This is a genomic window from Clostridioides sp. ZZV15-6383 (genome assembly GCF_020657735.1).
Taxonomy (GTDB): Bacteria; Bacillota; Clostridia; order Peptostreptococcales; family Peptostreptococcaceae; genus Clostridioides; species Clostridioides difficile_D.
Genome location: NZ_JAGWCV010000019.1, coordinates 37,070 through 57,364 on the forward strand (window position 1 = coordinate 37,070; position 20,295 = coordinate 57,364).

Sequence of the window (20,295 nt, forward strand, 5' to 3'; positions counted from 1 at the left end):
ATGGAATTTACAAAAAAAAGCAAATTAAAAAATATGTATGTAAACATGAATGTAGCTAAAATGTTGTCTAAGATAAATGAATACAAGGGTAGACAACTGCTTTACAAAAAGCAACCAAAAGAAATTTTAGAAAGCTTAGAAAAAAAATCCTTAGTAGATTGTTCAGAATCTACATACATTGGAAATCAAAGAGATAGTAATAATTTTAATTTAGAAAAATTAATAAGTAATGAAGTTACACCTAGAAGTAGAGAGGAATTGAGTATTGTTGAATACAGAGATGTAGTAAAAACTATTAACAGCGCTTATGAAAGTATTCCAATAAGTTCACAAACAATTCTTGAACTTCATGGATACTTATATAAATTTTCATCTACTAGAGGAGGAAGTTATAAGTCAGATAATGATTTTATTGAACACAATTTAAAATCTAATGAATTTACAAGTATAGATTTAAGTGTCAATAAGGTCGAAAAAGCTGTAGAAGAAATATGTGAAGCTTATAATACATTGATAGAGGAAGATGAAATTGATATATTAATATTAATTTCTGCATTTGTTTTAGATTTCATATTGATACATCCATTTAAAGAAGGTAATATAAAAATGGCGAGAGTACTTATCCTATTGTTACTAAATAAAAATGGATATGAAGTTGGAAGATATATCAGTTTAGGAAAAATATTTGATGATAGTTCATATGAATATTATAGTAATCTAAATTATTTGAAAGCTTCCATAGGAAATGAAAAAGCAGATATGAATGCATGGATTGAGTATTTTTTAGAGACAATATTGACTGCATATGAGAAGTTGGATGATAGTTTAAACATATCTGATAAGAAGAGACAGACAAAAACTAGTAGAATAGAAAAAATAATAAATTCTACTCTTGGATACTTTACAAAAGAAGATATAAGAGATTTGTGTCCTGACATTCCAGAGCCTACTATAAATAGAGTTTTTAATAATCTAAGAAAACAAGATAAGATAGAAGTTGTTGCAAGAGGCAGAAGCGCAAAATGGAAGAAAAAATATTAAAAAATATTTAAATAACTGAAATGGTATAGTGTTTTACACTATACTATTTTTAGTGTTACTAGTATGGGCAATAATTTGACAGTTTAAGTAATATCAATTTTATTTATTGATTATTTTTAAACTGAAAAATGGAATTATATGGTATAATATTGACATAAATAGCAAACATATGAATGTAATTAATATTTAAAGTAAGGAGTATAAAATGCAATTAGATAAAAATTTTCTAAATAAAAATGGGTTTATAACAATAAATATAGCAAGAGAATTAATATTATTATCAGTAGGTGATAAAATAAAGACTATAAATGAATATAGCAACAAATTTAAAGTTGGTAGAGGAACTATACAATCTGTAATTAAGCATTTTGAACAGGTAGGTGCAATTTCTTTAGAAAGAAAGGGACATTTAGGCACATTTTTATCACAAGTAGATTATAAAATTTTATGGAATTTTACAAAATATAACACTATAGTAGGTGTAATGCCTTTACCATATTCAAAATTATATGAAGGGCTAGCCACAGGATTGAATATGACATTAGAAAAGAAAGAATTTTCTATAGCTATGGCATATATGAGAGGTGCAGAAACAAGGATAAATAGTTTAAAATCAGGAAGATATGATTTTGCAATAACATCTAAATTAGCATCGACAAGCATATTAAGTACTGATGAGGATATGGAAATAGTTTTAGATTTAGGTGAAAATAGCTATGTAAATAAACATGTATTAGTGTTTTCAGGGCAAGATGATATTGAGATAAAAAAAGGGATGAGAGTAGGTGTAGATAGAAGATCTATAGATCAATATTCACTAACATTAAAAGAGTTTGAAGGAATAGATGTAGAATTTGTAGATATGTCATATAATCAAATTGTAACAAAGATATTAAATAAAGAAATAGATGCGGCAGTATGGTCTATAGATGAAATAAAAGAGAAAGAAATACATTTAAAGTATAGAGATTTAAAAAATAATATTAGTAAAGAATCAAATACAGCAGTTATTGTAATCAATAAAAACAATCTAGGAATAAAGGGATTCATTGAGAAATTTGTAGATGCTAAAAGAGTAAGAGAGGTACAACAAGATGTTATAGATGGTAAATTATCACCAAGATACTAATTGAAAATTAGCAAAAAATGTTAAAATAATGTTAGAAAATATTTGACAAAGAAAAAAAAAGAATTTATACTATATAATATAAATATAGTATAAGTTTAAAGTACAAAAAACTGTATATTGAATATTTTTTTAAAGTTAAAGTACAGAAAATTGTACATTAATCAAAAAAATGAGAGGTGGATTATGGAAACAAGAATTATGATGTTACATCATGCAGGAATGATAGACAAAAGTACTAAAGACTATTTAATCTATGTGATAAATCAATTGGACGCAAAAGGATTTGATAAAGAATCAGAGAATATGGCTAGGATGATTACTCACTTTGCAATGGCAATATCTAGACAACAACAGGGTAAGATTATTGACGAAATGGATTCATTTTTGTTTGAGGATATTAAAAATAATGAAAACTATGAACAAGCTAAGAATCTATGGGATGAGATGAATTTAAAATTGCCAACTGAATTTAATGAGAATGAAGTAAGATTTATGATGTTACATCTGAGTACACTAGTAGGTAATAAATAAAAATTATTTATATATTGGGGAGGATATATTGTATGTTAAAAATAGTAGTAGGTGGACAAATGGACAAAGATAGGATAGCTAAAAAAATAGAGGAGATAGCTAAAAATAAGGTATCAATAGAAGTCAAAAGTGATTTAGAGGCTGCTATGGCAATGAAAAATGGACAAGCAGACTATTATTTTGGAGCATGTAATACAGGTGGGGGTGGAGCATTAGCAATGGCTATAGCTTTATTAGGTATGCCAATGTGTTTAACAGCTTCAATGCCAGGAAGTATGTTGTCTAAAGAAGAAATAATAAAAGGTATTGATGTAGGAAAGAAGGCTTATGGATTTACACCACAGCATGCAGATCAAGTAATAGAGATTATATTAGAGAGAATCTTAGGATAATAAAGGGAGGTATTTTATAATGGATACACGAACAGTGGAAACTAAGAATTCGAATGATATTTTTAAAAAGGTTGCGTTACTAGTATGTATAGGAATTATATTTTCGCTACTATATTACTTAACAATTGATATGGCTAATATATTTAAGTATATAGTTGCAGCTTTATTAGGTGGCTTATCATGTATATTAGTAAATAAAGGGATAGCAACTTTTAATGATGCATTAAGACCTATTATGCCTGAGTACATAGAAGGTAGAATGACGCGTGCAGAATTAGCAGCTACTAGTTTTGCATTAGGATTTGGATTAGTTATAGGATTTGGAATACCGTTTTCTATAGGGTCACCCATAATATTGGCACATAGTATATTATTGGGGTCAGATATTATAGGAACGTGGTGTCCAGATTCCAAAAAAGGAACTATATTGTCTGGAGTCATAGGCTCTTTATATGGAGTAGGCATAGTTTATGGACTTGAAATAGTGGTAAATTTATTTGCAATGCTACCAGTAAATTTCCTAGATGCATTAGGAAGTGTAGGTTCACCTGTAGTTGCAGCATTTTCAATATTTCCAGCAATTGTTGTTGGATATCAACATGGGTTTGGTAAGGGAGCAATTACGTTTATAGTAATAGCTCTTGTAAATCAGATAACTATAAAATATGGTGTTATACCAGTCGGAGATATTACAGTTAAGTTAAGCGCAGATGGAATGGCTTTATTGGTAGGTGTACTTATGATGTTGGTATTTGCTATGTCTGAAAAAAGTGATGGAAGTAATTCTAATCAGGTTTTAGTAGGTATATTTGCAGAAAGATTAAAAAATATAAAGAAGAACATATTTGTAATAGCAGTGATGGGTGGACTTGTATCAGCAGCAACTTCTCTAAGTTTCTTTGCAGGAGATCCAACATCATTAGAATTATTGAGTGCTGGAAAAAGTACGGAAGCATCTATTGCAGCATTTGCTAGAGCTATAGGTTTTATACCTCTTGTATATACAACAGCAATAACTACAGGAGTATATGGACCAGTAGGAACAACGCTAGTATTTGTAGTAGGAATAATTTTAATAGGAAATCCAATAGTAGCATTTCTAGTAGCGTCAATAGTAATGTTTTTAGAGGTATTATTACTAGAAAAAGCTGCAGCAGGACTTGATAAATTTCCAGGAATAAAGAAATCTGGTGATCATGTAAGAACAGCAATGAATAAAGTTTTAGAGATTGCTATCATGTCAGGTTCAATGATAGCAGGTAATACCTTAGCTCCAGGAACAGGATTCCTATTTGTAGCTGGTGCATATGCTTTAAATAAGACAGCTAAAAAATCTTTGGTTGAAATAGCTGTAGGACCAGTAGCTGTAATAGTATTAGGTATATTGTTAAATATATTATTTGTAATAGGTCTATATACACCAATAGCATAGTTAATATAAGATGGGCTGATATAAGGTTTAGGTATTATTTATACTCAAGATTTTATTCAGTCCATTATTTAAAAGTTTAATGTATAAAAAATTCTAAGTTGGAGTTTATATAATGATTAAATTGTTAAGAGTAGTGAAATATAGTAAATCAACAATCAAGGCAATACATAATGTAGGTAAAAGTGTAGTAAGTGTAAATGAAGATGCAATATTAGATTATGTAGAAATGATTGAGCAAGGAAAAAAACCATATTATATGGGTGTAAAAGATAGTAAAGGTATTGGAAAAGAAATATTAATAAATTTAAAAAAGGAGGGATTTATATTTCATACAATTGATGACAAATCAGTAGGTGGAAGAGCTATAGATACAAAACTCATAAATCCATTGACTGGTAGATTTATGACAGGGTCGTCAAGTGCTACAGCAATAAACGTACTTTTAGGTATAAATGATATTGGAGTAGGAACTGATGGAGGAGGATCTGTGTTAGCTCCAGCTATATCAGTTCAATTATACTCATTTTTGGCAAAAGGTATGGGACTTAAAGTAAATCTCATGAAAAAATCCACAGATGGTATAAGTTTTGAAGCGGGGATAGGGTTTATAGCACAAAATATGGATGTTCTTGAGAAGGTAGTTAATATATTTAAAAAAGATGAAATCAGAAATAAATATAAAATTTGCATTATTAAAAGTAGATTAGATGAAAATTACATAAGGTTTAATGTTGATGGAGTAGAGATTACTACAGAAATAATTGATTTATATAGTGATAGAGAAATATTAATTGATAATTTAAATAAGCTTAATAAGAAAAATACAATATATATATCTTATGAGAAAAATATTGATGCATACGGAATTGGAGATTCTGTTATTGGCATGTTTTCAGATAGCGGAAGAATACTCCAACGAAAAGCAAATAAGGGGGTAATAAGAGTATTAAATATGGTAAATGCAAACTGTTTATCAATTCCTGATATAGAGTTAGGTTCTGCATTTGTTTTATATAGTTTTGATAATAACATGACAAAAAATATGTTAGATTTAGGACGATATATTGATAAAAACATAAGTAAAAACAAAGTGTTTGAAGGGTATTTTAAAGATAACTATGAGCTAAGAAAAAATAGTATAGTATTTGATTTAGAATAGCCAAGTTTATGATTATTTAGGGAGTATAAGTTATGAAACTAGTAGACGGAATCACATTATGTCATGAGCATATGTATATAGATTTATCTGGAATTAAAGAAAATGAAGATTGTAGACTAGATTGTCAAGAAGAAACTATAAAAGAGATGAGAGAAATATATGGAAGTGGTGTTAGGAATATAATAGAAGTAACAAATATAGGTATGGGAAGAAATTTAAATTATATAAAAAAAATACAAGAAGAAACTAACATTAATTTTTTACTATCCACAGGATTTTATAAAGAACCATTTTTACCAAAGGAAGTTAACTCAAAAACAAACAGAGAGTTGGCAGACATAATGATAAAAGAAATTGATTTAGGTATAGATAATACTGATATTAAAGCTAGTATCATAGGTGAAATAGGTACGAGTAAAAATTGTATGACAGATTTAGAGAAAAAAGTTTTTGAAGCATCTGCAATAGCTCATAGGGAAACTAGTGTACCTATAACTACACATACAACACTAGGAACATACGGCATGGAACAGATTCAACTATTTAAGCATTATGGAGTTGATTTGTCTAAAGTAGTAATAGGTCATGTAGATTTAAGTGGTGATTTAGATTATATATTAAGGCTTATAGACCAAGGTATATATGTTCAATTTGATACTATAGGAAAAAGTAATTATTTAGAAGAAAATAAAAGAGTAGATTTATTGTATGAAATAATAGGTCGAAATTTAGAAGAAAGAGTCTTATTGTCAGTGGATATAACTAGAAAATCTCATCTTAAGTATAAGGGTGGAATAGGATACAATTATTTATTTGAAACGTTTATACCTATGTTAAGAGAACGTGGTGTTAAAGAAAATAGTCTAACTAAGATATTAGTGGAAAATCCGAAACAATTATTTAAATAAGGAGATACAACATGAAAACTTATCCATTAAAAAGTATATCAGTAAAGGAAGCTACACAGTTACAATTTAGACTTATAGATGAAATAACAAAGGAGTTTAAAGGAAGTGAAATATTAACTAGAGGTGATTTAGGAGTTGTAAAGGGTTTGAATAAACCAAAAACGACTCTCAAGGTGGAAAAGGTACTAGCAAGGTTTTTTAATTCAGAAAAAGCTATGTTAGTAAGAGGTGCAGGTACGATGTCTATAAGAATAGCGCTTTATTCATCTGTAAAAAGAGGAAATAAATTACTTATACACAAAGCACCAGTATATCCGACAACAAGTATATCCATAGATATGCTAGGTATAGACACAGTAGAGGCAGATTTTAATGATTTGGAAGATATAAAACGTGTTTTAAAAAAAAATGAAGATATCAAAGGCGCAATAGTTCAATATACAAGACAACAACCTCAAGATTCATATGAGGTTAGAGATGTGATAAAAGCTATAAAAGAAGTAGATAAAAATATAGCTGTAATAACAGATGATAACTATGCAGTTATGAAAGTTCCCTATATTGGAGTAGAAGAAGGAGCTGACTTATCTTGTTTTTCATTATTTAAAATATTAGGTTCAGAAGGCATAGGGTGTATAGTAGGTAAAGAAAAATATATCAATAAACTAATAGAAACAAATTACTCAGGAGGGCTTCAAGTACAAGGTCATGAAGCAATAGATTCTTTGAAAGGACTAATATATGCTCCAGTTATGTTAGCAATTCAAGCTGAGGTAAGTGAAAATATCGTCAAAAGACTGTTGAATAAGGAAATTGAAGGAGTAAGTAATGCATTTATAGCAAATGCACAATCAAAAGTTGTATTAGTAGAATTGGAAGAAGAAATTGCAGATAAAGTTTTAGAGGAGGCAGAAAAACTAGGTGCAGCACCAAATCCAGTAGGCGCAGAATCTAAGTATGAATTTGTTCCTATGTTTTATAGATTATCTGGAACTTTTAGAACCTATAATCCCTTATTGTCTAAGAAAATGATAAGAATAAATCCTCTTAGAAGTGGAGAGGATACAGTACTTAGAATACTTGAAGAATCAATAAATAACGTAAAAATAAATAAATAATCATATGAATTCAACAGAGAGAGGGAAGAAAATGTTCTTAAAACAGACACTAAAAGATAATAAAAAGCTTGTAGACTATTCTATAGAGCTGCATAAAAAGGGAAAAATACTTCCAGATACTTATGTTATAGATATGGATACATTAATACAAAATGCTAGTAAAATATATGAAAAAGCCAGCAAATATGGGATTAAACTATATCAAATGACTAAGCAAATAGGAAGAAATCCATACATAGCAGCTAAATTACAAGAAATAGGATATGAAGGAGTAGTAGCAGTAGATATAAAAGAAGCACTAATAATGCATAGGAATGGAATAAAAGTTTCTCATGTAGGTCATTTAGTACAAACTCCAAAATACATATTAAAGAAATTAATTAAAGATGTAAGACCAGAAGTAATAACCATATTTTCTTTAGAAAAAGCAAGACAAATAAATAATGTATGCAGAGAGTTAAACACAACACAAAAAATACTTATTAGATTTGTTGAAGAAGAAGATACAATATACCCATTACAGTATGGTGGATTCAAAATAGATAATATTAAAGAAATTATTGTGGAATTATTAAAGCTTGAATATATAGAAATCGAAGGTCTTACTGCATTTCCATGTTTTTTATTTGATAGCAAGAAGCAAAGTATAATAGAAACAAATAATATTACTACTATTAAGAAGGCAAAACAGATAATAGAAACACAATTTAATATTAAGATAAATCAAATGAATATGCCATCATTAACATCTGTATATAATATGGACTTAATAGATAAGCATGGAGGTACTCATGGTGAGCCAGGTCATGCTCTTACAGGAAGTACACCACTACATTCAGTAAAAAATTTAGAAGAAAAGTTATGTATGTTATATGTATCGGAGATATCTCATAATCTTAAAAATACAGCATATGCCTATGGAGGAGGACATTATAGAAGGTCACATATGGAAAATGCACTAATAGTGGATGATGTGTACAATGAACATATTGTAGAAACGTTATATAATAATCCAGAAAACATAGATTATTACTTTGAAGTAAGAGGAAACCATCAAGTTGGAGCTACTGTAATAATGAATTTTAGAACACAAGTCTTTGTTACAAGAAGTGATATAGCGATAGTCAGTGGTATTAAAAGAAATACGCCTAGATTAGAAGCAATCTATGATAGCTTAGGTAGAAAAAAGGAGTTATACTAAAGATGGGAAGGTTTATTGTTATAGTTTTGGATGGATTTGGAATTGGAGAGATGAAAGATACGAAGGAAGTCAGAGTAAAAGATGTAGGATCTAACACGTTTAAGCATATAATGGGATATAGAACTGTAAATCTGCCTACACTTGAGAAGTTAGGAATATGTAATTCTGCTAATATAGAAGTTGGTAATATGAAATTTTCAAAGACTGCAAAATTTGGAAAGTCAAATTTAATGCATTTTGGAGCGGATACATTTTATGGTCATCAAGAAATAATGGGATCTAAGCCAAAAAAACCATTAAAAGAAGCTTTTTCATTTGTTAGGGATAAGGTTAAAACAGAGTTGAAGAAAAATGGTTATTCAGTTAGAGAATATGGTAAAGGTGTAAAAATATTAGTTGTAAATGAGTGTGTAACTATAGGAGATAATTTGGAAACAGATCTTGGACAAGTATATAATGTTACATCTGCTCTTGACTTAATTAGATTTGAAGATGTTAAGAAAATTGGAAAAATAGTTAGAGATAATGTAGACACTTCAAGAGTAATCACTTTTGGAGGAGAAGGTATAACATTACATAACATACTAGATGCGTATGTAGAAAAAAATAAAATCTATGCAGGAATTGATGCTCCTAAGAGTGGTGTATATAACAAAGGATATAATGTTGTTCATTTAGGATATGGAATAGATTCTGATACACAAGTACCAACAGTACTAGGAAAAAATAACATAGGTGTATATCTATTTGGAAAGGTTGCAGACATAGTTCAAAATGATTATGGAGTAAGTTTACCTGGTGTTGATACAGAACAAGTATTTAGAAAATTATTAGAAAAACTTAAAGATAATACAGAAGGATTCTTTTGTTTAAATGTTCAAGAAACTGATTTAGCAGGTCACCAACAAGATGTAGATAAGTATATAGATGTTCTTAAGGTATCAGATAAAAATATTAACAAAGTTATTGAACTTATGAATGATGAAGATATACTGATTGTAATGGCTGATCATGGCAATGACCCTTTAATAGGACATAGTCAACATACTAGAGAGCAAGTGCCAGTTTTAATATATAAAAAGAATATGGCACCAGGTTATATAGGAGAGCTTAGTACACTATCAGATATAGGAGCAACAGTGTTAGATTACTTTGGATTTAGTGGTATTGGTAATGGACAAGCATTTAGTATATAGTTTAAATATAAAATATAATAAAAGTGTGAGGTTTAGTGATTAATAAATTACGGAAGCTTCACACTTTTTTATAGAATAAATATATACTTATGTACGATAATATTTTAGTTAATATGGTTACAAGAAGTAAAGTATATACTATAGTTCTACAAATATCAAACCATTTTCTAAAATATCTAATCTTATATTAAATCTTAAAAATGGATGCGTAGATACAATAGTTAGTAAGCAATTGAATTAACTAGAAATTTAAGTATTTGAATCATATTAAAAAATGTTCATAAGTTTAAGATAAATCATAAATTTTTAAGTAGATATAATTAAAATTTTATGAACAGAAAAAATAAAAATAAGCACATTTTTATGCATTTTAATTTTAGATTTTGTAGAACTGATGATTGTATTAGTTATTGGAAATAAGAGATTATTATCATAGAATTATTAAGTTTACTGATTTTAAGTATAGAAAATGTAAGTAGTGCTTATCTAGGTGAGAGTATAAATAATAAAAAAGTAGAAGTTATGTACATAAGAATATATGAGCCTATATTCTATTATAATAGTTATTTTATAATTCAACAAAAGAATAGAATGGGTATATTTGTGAAATAATAATATAAAAATAATATTAGGAGTGAGCTTATGAAGAAAAAATTATTATATATAAATGTAAATTCAAAACCTGAAGACTTATCTTCAAGTAAAACTGTAGCAAGAAAATTTATAAATAAATTTATGGAAAAAAACAAGGATTTCGAGGTTGAAGAGATAGACCTTTATAAAGAACATATACCAAGACTTGAATATCAATACTTTGAAAAGAGAAATAGTATAGTTAATGAAGAAGATTCTAAGAATCTGGATGATAAGGATAGAAAAGAGCTTACAAAGATTAGAAATCTTTGTGACCAATTTGTGAGTGCAAGTGTATACGTAATAGCAGCACCTATGTGGAGCTTATCTTTTCCAGCACCACTTAAAGAATATATAGACTGTATAATTCAAGATGGAAAAACTATATCATTTGAAGGGAATGACAAACCACAAGGGATTTTAAATGATATTGATAGAAGTATGGTGTATATACAATCTTCGGGTGGACACATACCATGGGTGTTAAAACCAGTTATGAATAAAGGATTAAATTATGTGGAAAGTATTATGAAATTTATAGGAATTAAAAAATTTGATGAATTATTGGTAGATGGAACTGGAACTAGTGAAGAGGAAAGACAAGGTGCAATAGAAAAGGCATCTGAAAAAATAGATGGTATAATAGATGATATGAAGTTTTAGTTATAATATTTTATTAAAAATATAAAGGAAAAACCTCTTTTAATGTAGAAACTTATATTGAAGGAGGCGAGAATCATGCGAGAAGAAAAAAGTAATGAAAAGTATGATTGTTATTGGTGTAATCAAGAAAATAATTTCTGTGTAGAGATAAAAGACAATGTAGTTATGATAGATGATGGCACTGGTACATTAAAACAAGCCGTTTTCATAGGGTACAAACAAATCCAAGTTAATTTAAATTGTTCACATTGTCAAAACTTAAATAGAATAAAATTAAATTTGTAGAACCTTAATATGGAAATTATTAAAAGAATTAAAAATAGAAAGTATTGATATTTAGACTGAAAATTATATTGTATACAATAAAAGTTGAGTTAAATAACATTGTATTTTAATATTTATTTTCAGTCTTACTTTATTAAAATTATTTTTTAGCAATCTCTGGAAAATATGTGTCTACTAATTTTTCTGAAATACTTTTTAACTGGTCAGCCATTGAAGTCAGACTTAGTAAGGCTATTAACAAATCATCTTTATTTTCCGGATTTATACTCACATTTTCAAAATTAGATTCTATAAAACTTGGTATATTCCTTCTTTGATTTTCTTTTATTAATATGAAATTTTCGTAACATGAGACTAAGTTTTCTTCATTGAAATCATCCTTTTCATACACACCATGTAAGATTCTTTTAATTTCTTGTATTGTAAGTGTATTTTTCATTGAATAAATGATTATCATTTGTAAAATTTGTTCTTTAGTATACTTTTTTCCCTTAACAGGTTTGATTAATCCCTCTTTGCTGTAGTTATTTATCATGGTTTTAGTAAGAATTTTGTCACTCTCAAATCTTTTATTGGCAGAAAGCTTATTGTCAATTAGAGAAATAATTTGATCCATATATAAGTCAATAGAAGGAATATCATTTGAAGTTATATCTGCATTATTTAGTGTTTCTAGTATTATAGTATTAAGTTCATTATTCATCATATGCTACCTCCATAATATATATAATACACTAAATTAGAAAGCAAAACAATATTAAGACTTGTAAAAATAACATAAAGTGGTATAATTAAATATATAATATAGTAATGAAAACTATATTGTTAAATGTAATTTTTAAAATACATAATTGTAGGAGGATAAAATGTATCAATTTTTTTTAAGGGGTAGAGACCCAATAAGCAGTTTAACTCATTTTATAGGAGCTTGTTTATCTCTTTTAGCAACTATAATTTTAGTTTTTCAATCTGTATCATTACAGGAAACTTCTCTTTTGATGATAGTATCTGTATCGATATTTGGACTTTCATTAATTGCTCTATATAGTGCAAGCTCGTATTATCATTTTTTAAAGGGAACACCAGAACAAGAATTATTTTTTAGAAAAGTAGACCATGCAATGATTTATGTATTGATTGCTGGTTCTTATACACCAATCTGTCTGAATTTTATGGAAAAAAAAGAGGGCATAATATTTGTTACAGCAATATGGACAGTTGCTTTTATTGGAATAATAATAAAAATCTTTTGGATGGATGCACCTAGATGGTTGTCTACAAGTATATACTTACTTATGGGTTGGGCAATTGTTTTTGATATAAATGCATTCAATTCAATTCCTAAGGACTGTCTTAGACTATTAATTATGGAAGGTGTATCTTATTCTATAGGTGCGATTATTTATATAATTAAAAAGCCTAATATAAGCCCTGAATTTGGATTCCATGAAATATTTCATATTTTTATTATGATAGGCTCTTTATTTCACTTTTTAGCCGTTTTATTGTATGTTTTATAGTTTTAAAAGATTTGATTAATTGATACTAAAATTCTACAATGAATAAAATGGAACTGTCTTATATAGATTGTATCTTCTATAATAAGACAGTTCCTTATTATAAATATTAAATTCTATTTATAATAAAATTTTGATAAAAATAGTCCATTCAAAATGTCTATTCCATAATTCCTTTAATGTACTTTTCATTTACGACATATAGTTTGAATTTATGTACTATAATTATATCCTCTAAATTCTCTGAAACACTAACAATTCTGACACATTTATTTCTAATTTCTACAGGTAAATCTAAATCATTTGTTAAATTCACATAGTCATCATATTTATACATAAAATCATCCCTTTACATTAAGATATACTTATTATACTATATTTTAATAAGTTTTTTTAAATTATTACAATTTTTCCCGAAATTTCATTTTTTATACATAAAATTTCCAAATTAGGTGAAGATTAAATTTTTAACTATATAAACAAAATATACATATAAAACATTTTATTCAATTTTCTAAATAACTATTGCCAATTTTTGAAAAATATATTATTATTAATAGTAACAAAAAACTGTAAATTTAGAATATTAATAAAAATTATTTGGGAGGAAATTATCATGGTGAGATTAAATATAGTAAAATTAAATACAAAATTAAATCATCACCATCATCATAGATTAAAGGGATTGTAATATGAAATTAATTCATAGACACAAGCCCTGTTTTTAGTGTAATTGGTCTTGTATCTATGATGGGAAGTAATTTTAAGATAAAAATTATAGCCATATAGGTATAAAGCCTATATGGCTTTTTATTGTTTTAAATTTGCAAATGTAATAGTAATTTTAATGAAAAGGGTGAGAATATGAAGTTTTTGAGGATTGAAGATGAAGTCATTTATTCTAAAAAAAGATATAAATTAAAAAGGGAAATAGATAAACTTTTTTTAGACGAAGAATATTTTCAAATAGAACCACAATTATTTGAAGAATATGATGAATTTACAACTATAAATAATAAAATTCCAGAGGAATCTATGGTAAAAGTTGTAAATGGAAAAGTAATGGTACTTAGAGCTGACATAACTACAAGTATAATAAAAAGCCTTGTGCCAAGATGGGAAGATGGTTTAAAGCTTAAGCTTTTTTATAATTCGTCAATATATAAAAATAAAAATACAGTTGGAATAAAAGAAATAAGACAAATAGGTTGTGAGTATCTAGGAGAATCTTCTGTAGAAGCAGATAGAGAAGTAGTAAAGTTAGCTCTTAAGATACTTGATAAATACAACAATAATTTCATATTAGAGGTTGGAAGTAGTAAGTATATTCATGGTTTGTTAGAAGAATTAAATTTAAATAAGAATTGTGAAAATCAAATTAAAAGTTTGTTATATACAAAAAATACTCATGAATTAAAAGTATATATTGAAGAGTTACAAATTAAGGATGAAGTAAAAGAATTATTATCAAATATTTTAAGTTTACAAGGAAATTTATACAATGTTATTGAGAAATCAAAAAAATTCTATTGCAATGACAAGATGAAACAAGCTCTTGAAGAGCTAAAGCAAGTAAATAATTTAATTGAAGAATGTAACTTTTTAGACAAGGCTAGATTTGATTTATCAATGATTACAATGCTTGATTACTATGAAGGTATCATGTTTAGAGGATACTATCCAAACTCCTATAAAGAGATTCTTAGTGGTGGAAGATACGATTCTTTAACTAAGGAGTATGGAAAAGAAATCCCAGCTATTGGATTTACATTAAGTGTTGATGAATTAATGAAGTACGTATATAAATAAGATTGAAAAGGAGAGATTATTTTGGGGTATTTGACTATAGCACTGGCAAAAGGAAGAATTGAAGGAGAATCATTTAAAAAATTTAAAAAGATGGGTTTGGGAGATAGTATAGACACAGATACAAGAAAACTAATCTTTAAAGATGAAGAAAATAAAATAATATATATACATGTCAAACCATCAGATGTAGTTACATATGTTGAAAAAGGAGTCGCTGACCTTGGTATAGCAGGTAAAGATACTATTTTAGAGAATGAGACAGATGTATATGAAATATATGATTTAGGTTTTGGTAAGTGTAAATTTTCTGTAGCAGGATTAAAGGGAGAAAGCATATATAGAGAAGATGAATATCTAAAAGTGGCAACAAAGTATCCAAATATAGCAAAAAAGTATTTTAAAGAGAAGGGTCAAAAAATTGAGATAATAAAATTAAATGGTTCTGTAGAACTAGCTCCAATAGTAGGATTATCAGACGTAATTGTAGACATAGTTGAGACTGGCAATACACTTAAAGCAAATGGTCTTGAAATATTAGAAGATATATGTGATATAAGTGCTAGAATCATATCAAATAGAGCTAGTTATAGATTTAAATATGAACAAATTCAAAATATAATTCGTTTATTTGAAGAACTTGATAGCTAAAATAAACTAAGATTTATAAGGAGGGGTTTAAATTGAGAGAGAAAGAAAGTATAAGAGAGTTAAAGGGATATGAACCAAATCACGTAAACTGCAAAGTAAAACTTGATGCAAACGAAGGAAGTAAGAAGTTGTTTAAGTATCTTATTAAAGAGATTTCAGATAGTGATATAGATTTAAATTTATATCCAGAAGATTCTTATAGTGATTTGAAAGATTCCATAATAGATTATATAAATATTTCTGGAGTAAGTAAGAAGAATCTTCTAGTAGGAAACGGCTCAAGTGAAATAATTGATTTAATAATACATACTTTTGTAGATAAGGATGAAGTGATATTGAGTTTTTCTCCGAGTTTTAGTATGTATTCTATATATAGTCAAATAAATGGCTCTAAATTTATAGGTGTTGAAAGTGATGAAAATTTAGTTATAAATATAGATAATGTAATTGAAAAAGTAAAGGAAAATAATCCTAAAATAGTAATTGTATGCAATCCTAATAATCCAACTGGAACAATACTGAAGAGAGAAGATATAATAAAGCTTTTAGATTCAACTGATAGTTTAGTAGTTTTGGATGAAGCGTATATGGATTTTGGAGAGGAAAGCATGTTGAGTGATGTTTTCAAATATGAGAATCTAATAGTTCTTAGAACTTTATCAAAGGCATTTGGATTGGCTGGAATAAGAACAGGATACATGTTATCTAATAATAGTTTAATAGATTCTGTTGAAAAGGTAAGACCTCCATATAATTTAAATTCATTGTCAGATTTTGTTGCTACAAGAGCACTTAGAAATAAAGATATAGTAAAGGACTATATAAAAGAAGTAAAAGAAGAAAGAGAAGTTTTATATAAAGAAATGATTGGTATAGGAATTAAGGCATATAAATCACAAGCAAATTTTATACTGTTTTATTCTGAAATCGAAAATCTATCAAAAAAGCTTGTTGATAGAGGAGTGCTAATAAGAGCATTTAGTGGAAATTTAGAAAATTATTATAGAGTTACAATTGGTGATAAAGAAGAAAATGCTATATTTATGGATGCTATAATAGATATTTTGAAAAAGGAGAAATAGGTATGAGAATTTGGAGGATAGAAAGAAATACTCTTGAAACACAGATTTCAGTAGAACTAAACGTTGATGGCTCTGGTAAAGCTGAAATAGATACTGGAATAGGATTTTTAGACCATATGCTTACCTTAATGGCATTTCATGGTAAGTTCGATTTAAAAGTGCTTTGTAAAGGAGATACATATGTAGATGACCACCATAGTGTGGAAGATATAGGTATAGCTATAGGTGAAGCATTTAAAAATGCTCTAGGTGATAAAAAAGGAATAAGAAGGTATTCTAATATCTATATACCTATGGATGAATCTTTATCCATGGTAGCAATAGATATAAGCAATAGACCGTATCTTGTATTTAATGCTAAATTTGATACTCAAATGATTGGTAGTATGAGTACTCAATGCTTTAACGAATTTTTCAGAGCTTTTGTAAATGAATCTAGAGTAACACTACATATTAATCTTTTATATGGAGAAAATGACCATCATAAGATAGAAAGTATTTTTAAAGCATTTGCAAGAGCTTTAAAAGAAGGTAGTGAAGTAATTTCCAATGAGATAGCATCTTCAAAGGGGGTTTTGTAGAATGAATATAATAGTAGATTATGGCCTTGGAAATATAGATTCTGTATCTAGAGGTTTCAGAAAAGTTGGAATAGAAACCAAAATTTCTAGTGATATAAATGAAATAAAACAGGCGGATTCACTTATACTTCCAGGTGTTGGAGCTTTTAGAGATTCTATAAATGCCTTAGATAAACTGGGATTGATACCAATAATAAAAGAACATGTTTCTAAAGGGAAATTTATTATAGGTATATGTCTAGGAATGCAATTACTTTATGAAAAAAGTTATGAGTATGGAGAATATGAAGGTTTAGGGCTTATAAAAGGAAGTATTGATAAACTGGATATAAGTTTAAAAGTGCCACATATGGGATGGAATAATCTAAAATTTAATAAGAAAAATGATGATATACTTAAATATATAAATGAAGATGACTATGTATACTTTGTTCACTCATATTATGCAAATTCATCAAATGAGGAACTAATTGCGTTTTCAGAGTATGAAAAGAAAATTCCTGCTATTGTTAGAAAAGATAATGTATATGGTATACAATTTCATCCGGAAAAAAGTGGGGAAGTGGGGTTAAATATATTAAGAGCATATGGGGAGATGATAAAATGATAATATTTCCAGCAATAGATATAAAAGATAATAAATGTGTAAGACTTACTCAAGGAGATTTTGATAAAGTAAATGTATATTATGATAATCCATTGGAAGTAGCATATAAATGGAAAAATGAAGGAGCGAAATACATACATATAGTAGATTTAAATGGAGCTAGAAGTGAATTTGATGTAAATACAAAGACAATTGAGAATATAGCAAACAATATAGATATACCTATTCAAGTTGGTGGTGGAGTTAGAGATAAGGAGAAAGTCCAAAGCTTAATAAAAGCTGGTGTTACTAGAGTGATATTAGGTAGTATAGCTATTGAAAATTTAAATTTGGTTGAAGAGTTGGTCAATGAATATAAAGATAAAATAGTAGTTTCTATAGATGCTAAAGGTGGAAAGGTAGCAGTTAGAGGTTGGGAAGTTGTAAGTAATGTAGACTCCTTAACATTGTGTAAACAACTTGAAAAGATAGGGGTACAAACTATTGTTTATACAGATATATCAAAAGATGGGATGTTGCAAGGACCAAATTTTGATATATATGAAAAAATAGCAAAGGAAACGTCATTAAATATTATTGCTTCTGGAGGAGTAACCTCTATAGAAGATGTAAAAAGACTAAAAGATATGAACTTATATGGTGCAATAATAGGTAAGGCACTTTATGATAAAAAGATAGACTTTAAGGAGGCACAACAATTATGCTTACTAGAAGAATAATACCTTGTCTAGATGTAAGAAATGGAAGGGTTGTAAAAGGGAAAAAGTTCAAAGATATAGTAGACGTTGATAGTCCAGAAGTACTTGGAAAATTTTATAGCGATTGTGGTGCAGATGAACTTGTATTCTATGATATAACCGCATCAAATGAAGAGAGAAAAACATCCTTAGAATTTGTTACAAAAGTTGCAGAAAATATAAATATACCATTTTGTGTCGGTGGAGGAGTAAATAAATTAGAAGACTTTACTGATATTCTAAGAAAAGGTGCTGATAAAGTTTCTATAAATTCATCAGCAGTCAAAAATCCTAAATTAATAAGGGAAGCCTCATTAAAATTTGGAGCACAATGTGTTGTTTTATCAATAGATGCAAAGAAAAATAAAGAGGGTTCATGGAGTGTATATGTAAAAGGTGGCAGAGAAAAGACTAATCTGGATGCAATCGAATGGGCTGTTAAAGGTGTAGAACTTGGAGCAGGAGAAATTGTTGTAAATAGTATAGATGAAGATGGAATGAAAAATGGATACGATATAGAATTATTATCAAAGATAACTTCTTTAGTAAATGTACCTGTCATAGCATCTGGGGGTGCGGGAAAAATGGAAGATTTTTATGAGGCGGTTAAGAAGTCTGATGTAGATGGAATTTTAGCAGCATCTGTTTTTCATTTTGGTGAGATAAAAATAAATGATTTAAAGAGATATTTAAAAAACATGGGTGTAGAAGTAAGATTATAAATTAAATACTTAAAAGGAGATTAGAAAAATGGATAATAAATGTAACAATGTATACAGTGATGAAGTAGAAGAATTTATAAAAAGTGTAAAATTTGATGATAAAGGATTAGTTCCTGTTGTTGTTCAAGAGGTAGTGAGTAAAGATGTACTGATGTTAGCATATATGAGTAAGGATGCTATAAAGAGAACCCTAAAAGATAAAGTAGCTTGCTATTTTAGTAGAAGTAGACAAGAACTTTGGGTTAAAGGTGAGACCTCTGGTAATACTCAAAAAGTTGTTAAGATGTCTTATGATTGTGATGTAGATACTATATTGCTTTTTGTTGAACAAACTGGTGTAGCTTGTCACACAGGAAATTATTCTTGTTTTTATAGAGATTTGTTTGATGATACTACTAAAATGGAGTTTGAAGTACAAAAAAATATACTGAAAGAATTATATGATTTGATAAATGAAAGAAAAAATAATCCAGTTGAAGGTTCTTATACTAATTATCTCTTTGAAAAAGGAATAGATAAAATTCTTAAAAAAGTCGGTGAAGAAAGTAGTGAAGTAATTATAGCATCAAAGAATACAGACAAAAGTGAACTTATTTATGAAATTAGCGATTTAGTGTATCATACATTGGTTTTAATGATAGAAAAAGGTGTTGAAATTGATGAAATAAAAAAAGAATTACTTAAAAGAAGAAAATAGAATAAAATAGATTGATGAGTAGTAAGAAAATATACCGTTTTTAATAAAAAGTGGTATATTTTTTTATTTTATATTTTCGATTTATAGAATAATATTTAAATTACTTGCTAAAATTAACTATATATATAACTTGTTAATAAAATAATTGTAGTACATTATTTATTTTAGAAAAAAGAGAATTATCTAATTATATTTAAGAATAATAAT

General features: G+C 27.8%; 23 protein-coding genes. 21 read left to right on the top strand and 2 right to left on the bottom strand.

Annotated features, from left to right (window positions below):
• The 12 genes from KGF42_RS09100 to KGF42_RS09155 all read left to right on the top strand — a co-directional run bounded on the left by KGF42_RS09100 (position 1) and on the right by KGF42_RS09155 (position 11,688).
• Positions 1–1,041, top strand: coding sequence for a Fic family protein (locus tag KGF42_RS09100; protein ID WP_227821033.1), 1,041 nt, complete (start codon positions 1–3; stop codon positions 1,039–1,041).
• Positions 1,042–1,246: 205 nt separating this feature from the next.
• Positions 1,247–2,170 (top strand): GntR family transcriptional regulator YhfZ, encoded by a 924-nt coding sequence (yhfZ, locus tag KGF42_RS09105; RefSeq protein WP_227826163.1) that lies wholly within the window; start codon positions 1,247–1,249, stop codon positions 2,168–2,170.
• A gap of 183 nt (positions 2,171–2,353) precedes the next feature.
• Positions 2,354–2,701 (top strand): PRD domain-containing protein, encoded by a 348-nt coding sequence (locus tag KGF42_RS09110; protein WP_227826164.1) that lies wholly within the window; start codon positions 2,354–2,356, stop codon positions 2,699–2,701.
• 32 nt (positions 2,702–2,733) lie between these two features.
• Positions 2,734–3,093: a DUF2620 domain-containing protein gene (locus tag KGF42_RS09115; RefSeq protein WP_227826165.1), complete on the top strand. Its 360-nt coding sequence runs from the start codon at positions 2,734–2,736 to the stop codon at positions 3,091–3,093.
• A gap of 19 nt (positions 3,094–3,112) precedes the next feature.
• A complete protein-coding gene (locus tag KGF42_RS09120) occupies positions 3,113–4,525 on the top strand; it encodes a YhfT family protein (protein WP_227826166.1) in 1,413 nt (470 codons plus the stop codon).
• A gap of 112 nt (positions 4,526–4,637) precedes the next feature.
• Positions 4,638–5,684: an amidase gene (locus KGF42_RS09125; protein WP_227826167.1), complete on the top strand. Its 1,047-nt coding sequence runs from the start codon at positions 4,638–4,640 to the stop codon at positions 5,682–5,684.
• 32 nt (positions 5,685–5,716) lie between these two features.
• A complete protein-coding gene (locus KGF42_RS09130) occupies positions 5,717–6,592 on the top strand; it encodes a phosphotriesterase-related protein (protein ID WP_227826168.1) in 876 nt (291 codons plus the stop codon).
• Between the two features lie 11 nt (positions 6,593–6,603).
• Entirely contained in the window at positions 6,604–7,710 is a 1,107-nt protein-coding gene (locus tag KGF42_RS09135; protein ID WP_227826169.1) for an aminotransferase class V-fold PLP-dependent enzyme, read from the top strand.
• A 31-nt stretch (positions 7,711–7,741) separates the two neighbouring features.
• Positions 7,742–8,911, top strand: coding sequence for an alanine racemase (locus KGF42_RS09140; protein ID WP_227826170.1), 1,170 nt, complete (start codon positions 7,742–7,744; stop codon positions 8,909–8,911).
• Between the two features lie 2 nt (positions 8,912–8,913).
• Positions 8,914–10,107, top strand: a complete 1,194-nt coding sequence (locus KGF42_RS09145; RefSeq protein WP_227826171.1) for a phosphopentomutase — start codon at positions 8,914–8,916, stop codon at positions 10,105–10,107.
• Between the two features lie 642 nt (positions 10,108–10,749).
• Complete coding sequence (locus KGF42_RS09150) at positions 10,750–11,403, top strand: FMN-dependent NADH-azoreductase (protein WP_054273536.1); 654 nt, start codon at positions 10,750–10,752, stop codon at positions 11,401–11,403.
• A gap of 75 nt (positions 11,404–11,478) precedes the next feature.
• On the top strand, positions 11,479–11,688 hold the full coding sequence (locus KGF42_RS09155) for a hypothetical protein (protein WP_054273537.1): 210 nt from the start codon (positions 11,479–11,481) through the stop codon (positions 11,686–11,688).
• Between the two features lie 139 nt (positions 11,689–11,827).
• On the opposite strand, the gene KGF42_RS09160 is transcribed toward KGF42_RS09155, so the two are convergent.
• The gene (locus KGF42_RS09160) at positions 11,828–12,394 is read right to left on the bottom strand and encodes a DUF1836 domain-containing protein (protein WP_065388300.1); all 567 of its coding nucleotides are present in this window, start codon (positions 12,392–12,394) and stop codon (positions 11,828–11,830) included.
• 160 nt (positions 12,395–12,554) lie between these two features.
• Here KGF42_RS09160 and trhA point away from each other — a divergent pair, with 160 nt between their 5' ends.
• Entirely contained in the window at positions 12,555–13,208 is a 654-nt protein-coding gene (trhA, locus tag KGF42_RS09165) for a PAQR family membrane homeostasis protein TrhA (protein WP_054273538.1), read from the top strand.
• Between the two features lie 157 nt (positions 13,209–13,365).
• Here the strand turns inward: trhA and KGF42_RS09170 are convergent, their stop codons facing one another.
• A complete protein-coding gene (locus KGF42_RS09170; RefSeq protein ID WP_003420092.1) occupies positions 13,366–13,542 on the bottom strand; it encodes a hypothetical protein in 177 nt (58 codons plus the stop codon).
• A gap of 527 nt (positions 13,543–14,069) precedes the next feature.
• On the opposite strand from KGF42_RS09170, the gene KGF42_RS09175 reads away from it, so the two are divergent.
• From KGF42_RS09175 to hisIE, 8 genes are read left to right on the top strand one after another with little or no spacing between them, the layout of a single operon-like run.
• Positions 14,070–15,014, top strand: a complete 945-nt coding sequence (locus KGF42_RS09175) for an ATP phosphoribosyltransferase regulatory subunit (protein ID WP_227826172.1) — start codon at positions 14,070–14,072, stop codon at positions 15,012–15,014.
• 21 nt (positions 15,015–15,035) lie between these two features.
• Positions 15,036–15,662 (top strand): ATP phosphoribosyltransferase, encoded by a 627-nt coding sequence (gene hisG / locus KGF42_RS09180; protein ID WP_227821031.1) that lies wholly within the window; start codon positions 15,036–15,038, stop codon positions 15,660–15,662.
• Positions 15,663–15,694: 32 nt separating this feature from the next.
• Complete coding sequence (hisC, locus tag KGF42_RS09185; protein WP_227826173.1) at positions 15,695–16,744, top strand: histidinol-phosphate transaminase; 1,050 nt, start codon at positions 15,695–15,697, stop codon at positions 16,742–16,744.
• Positions 16,741–17,325: an imidazoleglycerol-phosphate dehydratase HisB gene (gene hisB / locus KGF42_RS09190; protein ID WP_413927003.1), complete on the top strand. Its 585-nt coding sequence runs from the start codon at positions 16,741–16,743 to the stop codon at positions 17,323–17,325. Before hisC ends, hisB begins: the two co-directional genes overlap by 4 nt.
• 1 nt (position 17,326) lies before the next feature.
• Positions 17,327–17,932, top strand: a complete 606-nt coding sequence (hisH, locus tag KGF42_RS09195; RefSeq protein WP_107594510.1) for an imidazole glycerol phosphate synthase subunit HisH — start codon at positions 17,327–17,329, stop codon at positions 17,930–17,932.
• Positions 17,929–18,651: a 1-(5-phosphoribosyl)-5-[(5-phosphoribosylamino)methylideneamino]imidazole-4-carboxamide isomerase gene (gene hisA / locus KGF42_RS09200; RefSeq protein ID WP_227821027.1), complete on the top strand. Its 723-nt coding sequence runs from the start codon at positions 17,929–17,931 to the stop codon at positions 18,649–18,651. The genes hisH and hisA overlap by 4 nt, the downstream gene beginning before the upstream one ends.
• On the top strand, positions 18,633–19,391 hold the full coding sequence (gene hisF / locus KGF42_RS09205) for an imidazole glycerol phosphate synthase subunit HisF (RefSeq protein WP_227821026.1): 759 nt from the start codon (positions 18,633–18,635) through the stop codon (positions 19,389–19,391). The genes hisA and hisF overlap by 19 nt, the downstream gene beginning before the upstream one ends.
• A 28-nt stretch (positions 19,392–19,419) precedes the next feature.
• Complete coding sequence (gene hisIE, locus KGF42_RS09210; protein WP_227821025.1) at positions 19,420–20,088, top strand: bifunctional phosphoribosyl-AMP cyclohydrolase/phosphoribosyl-ATP diphosphatase HisIE; 669 nt, start codon at positions 19,420–19,422, stop codon at positions 20,086–20,088.
• Positions 20,089–20,295: the final 207 nt, after the last annotated feature.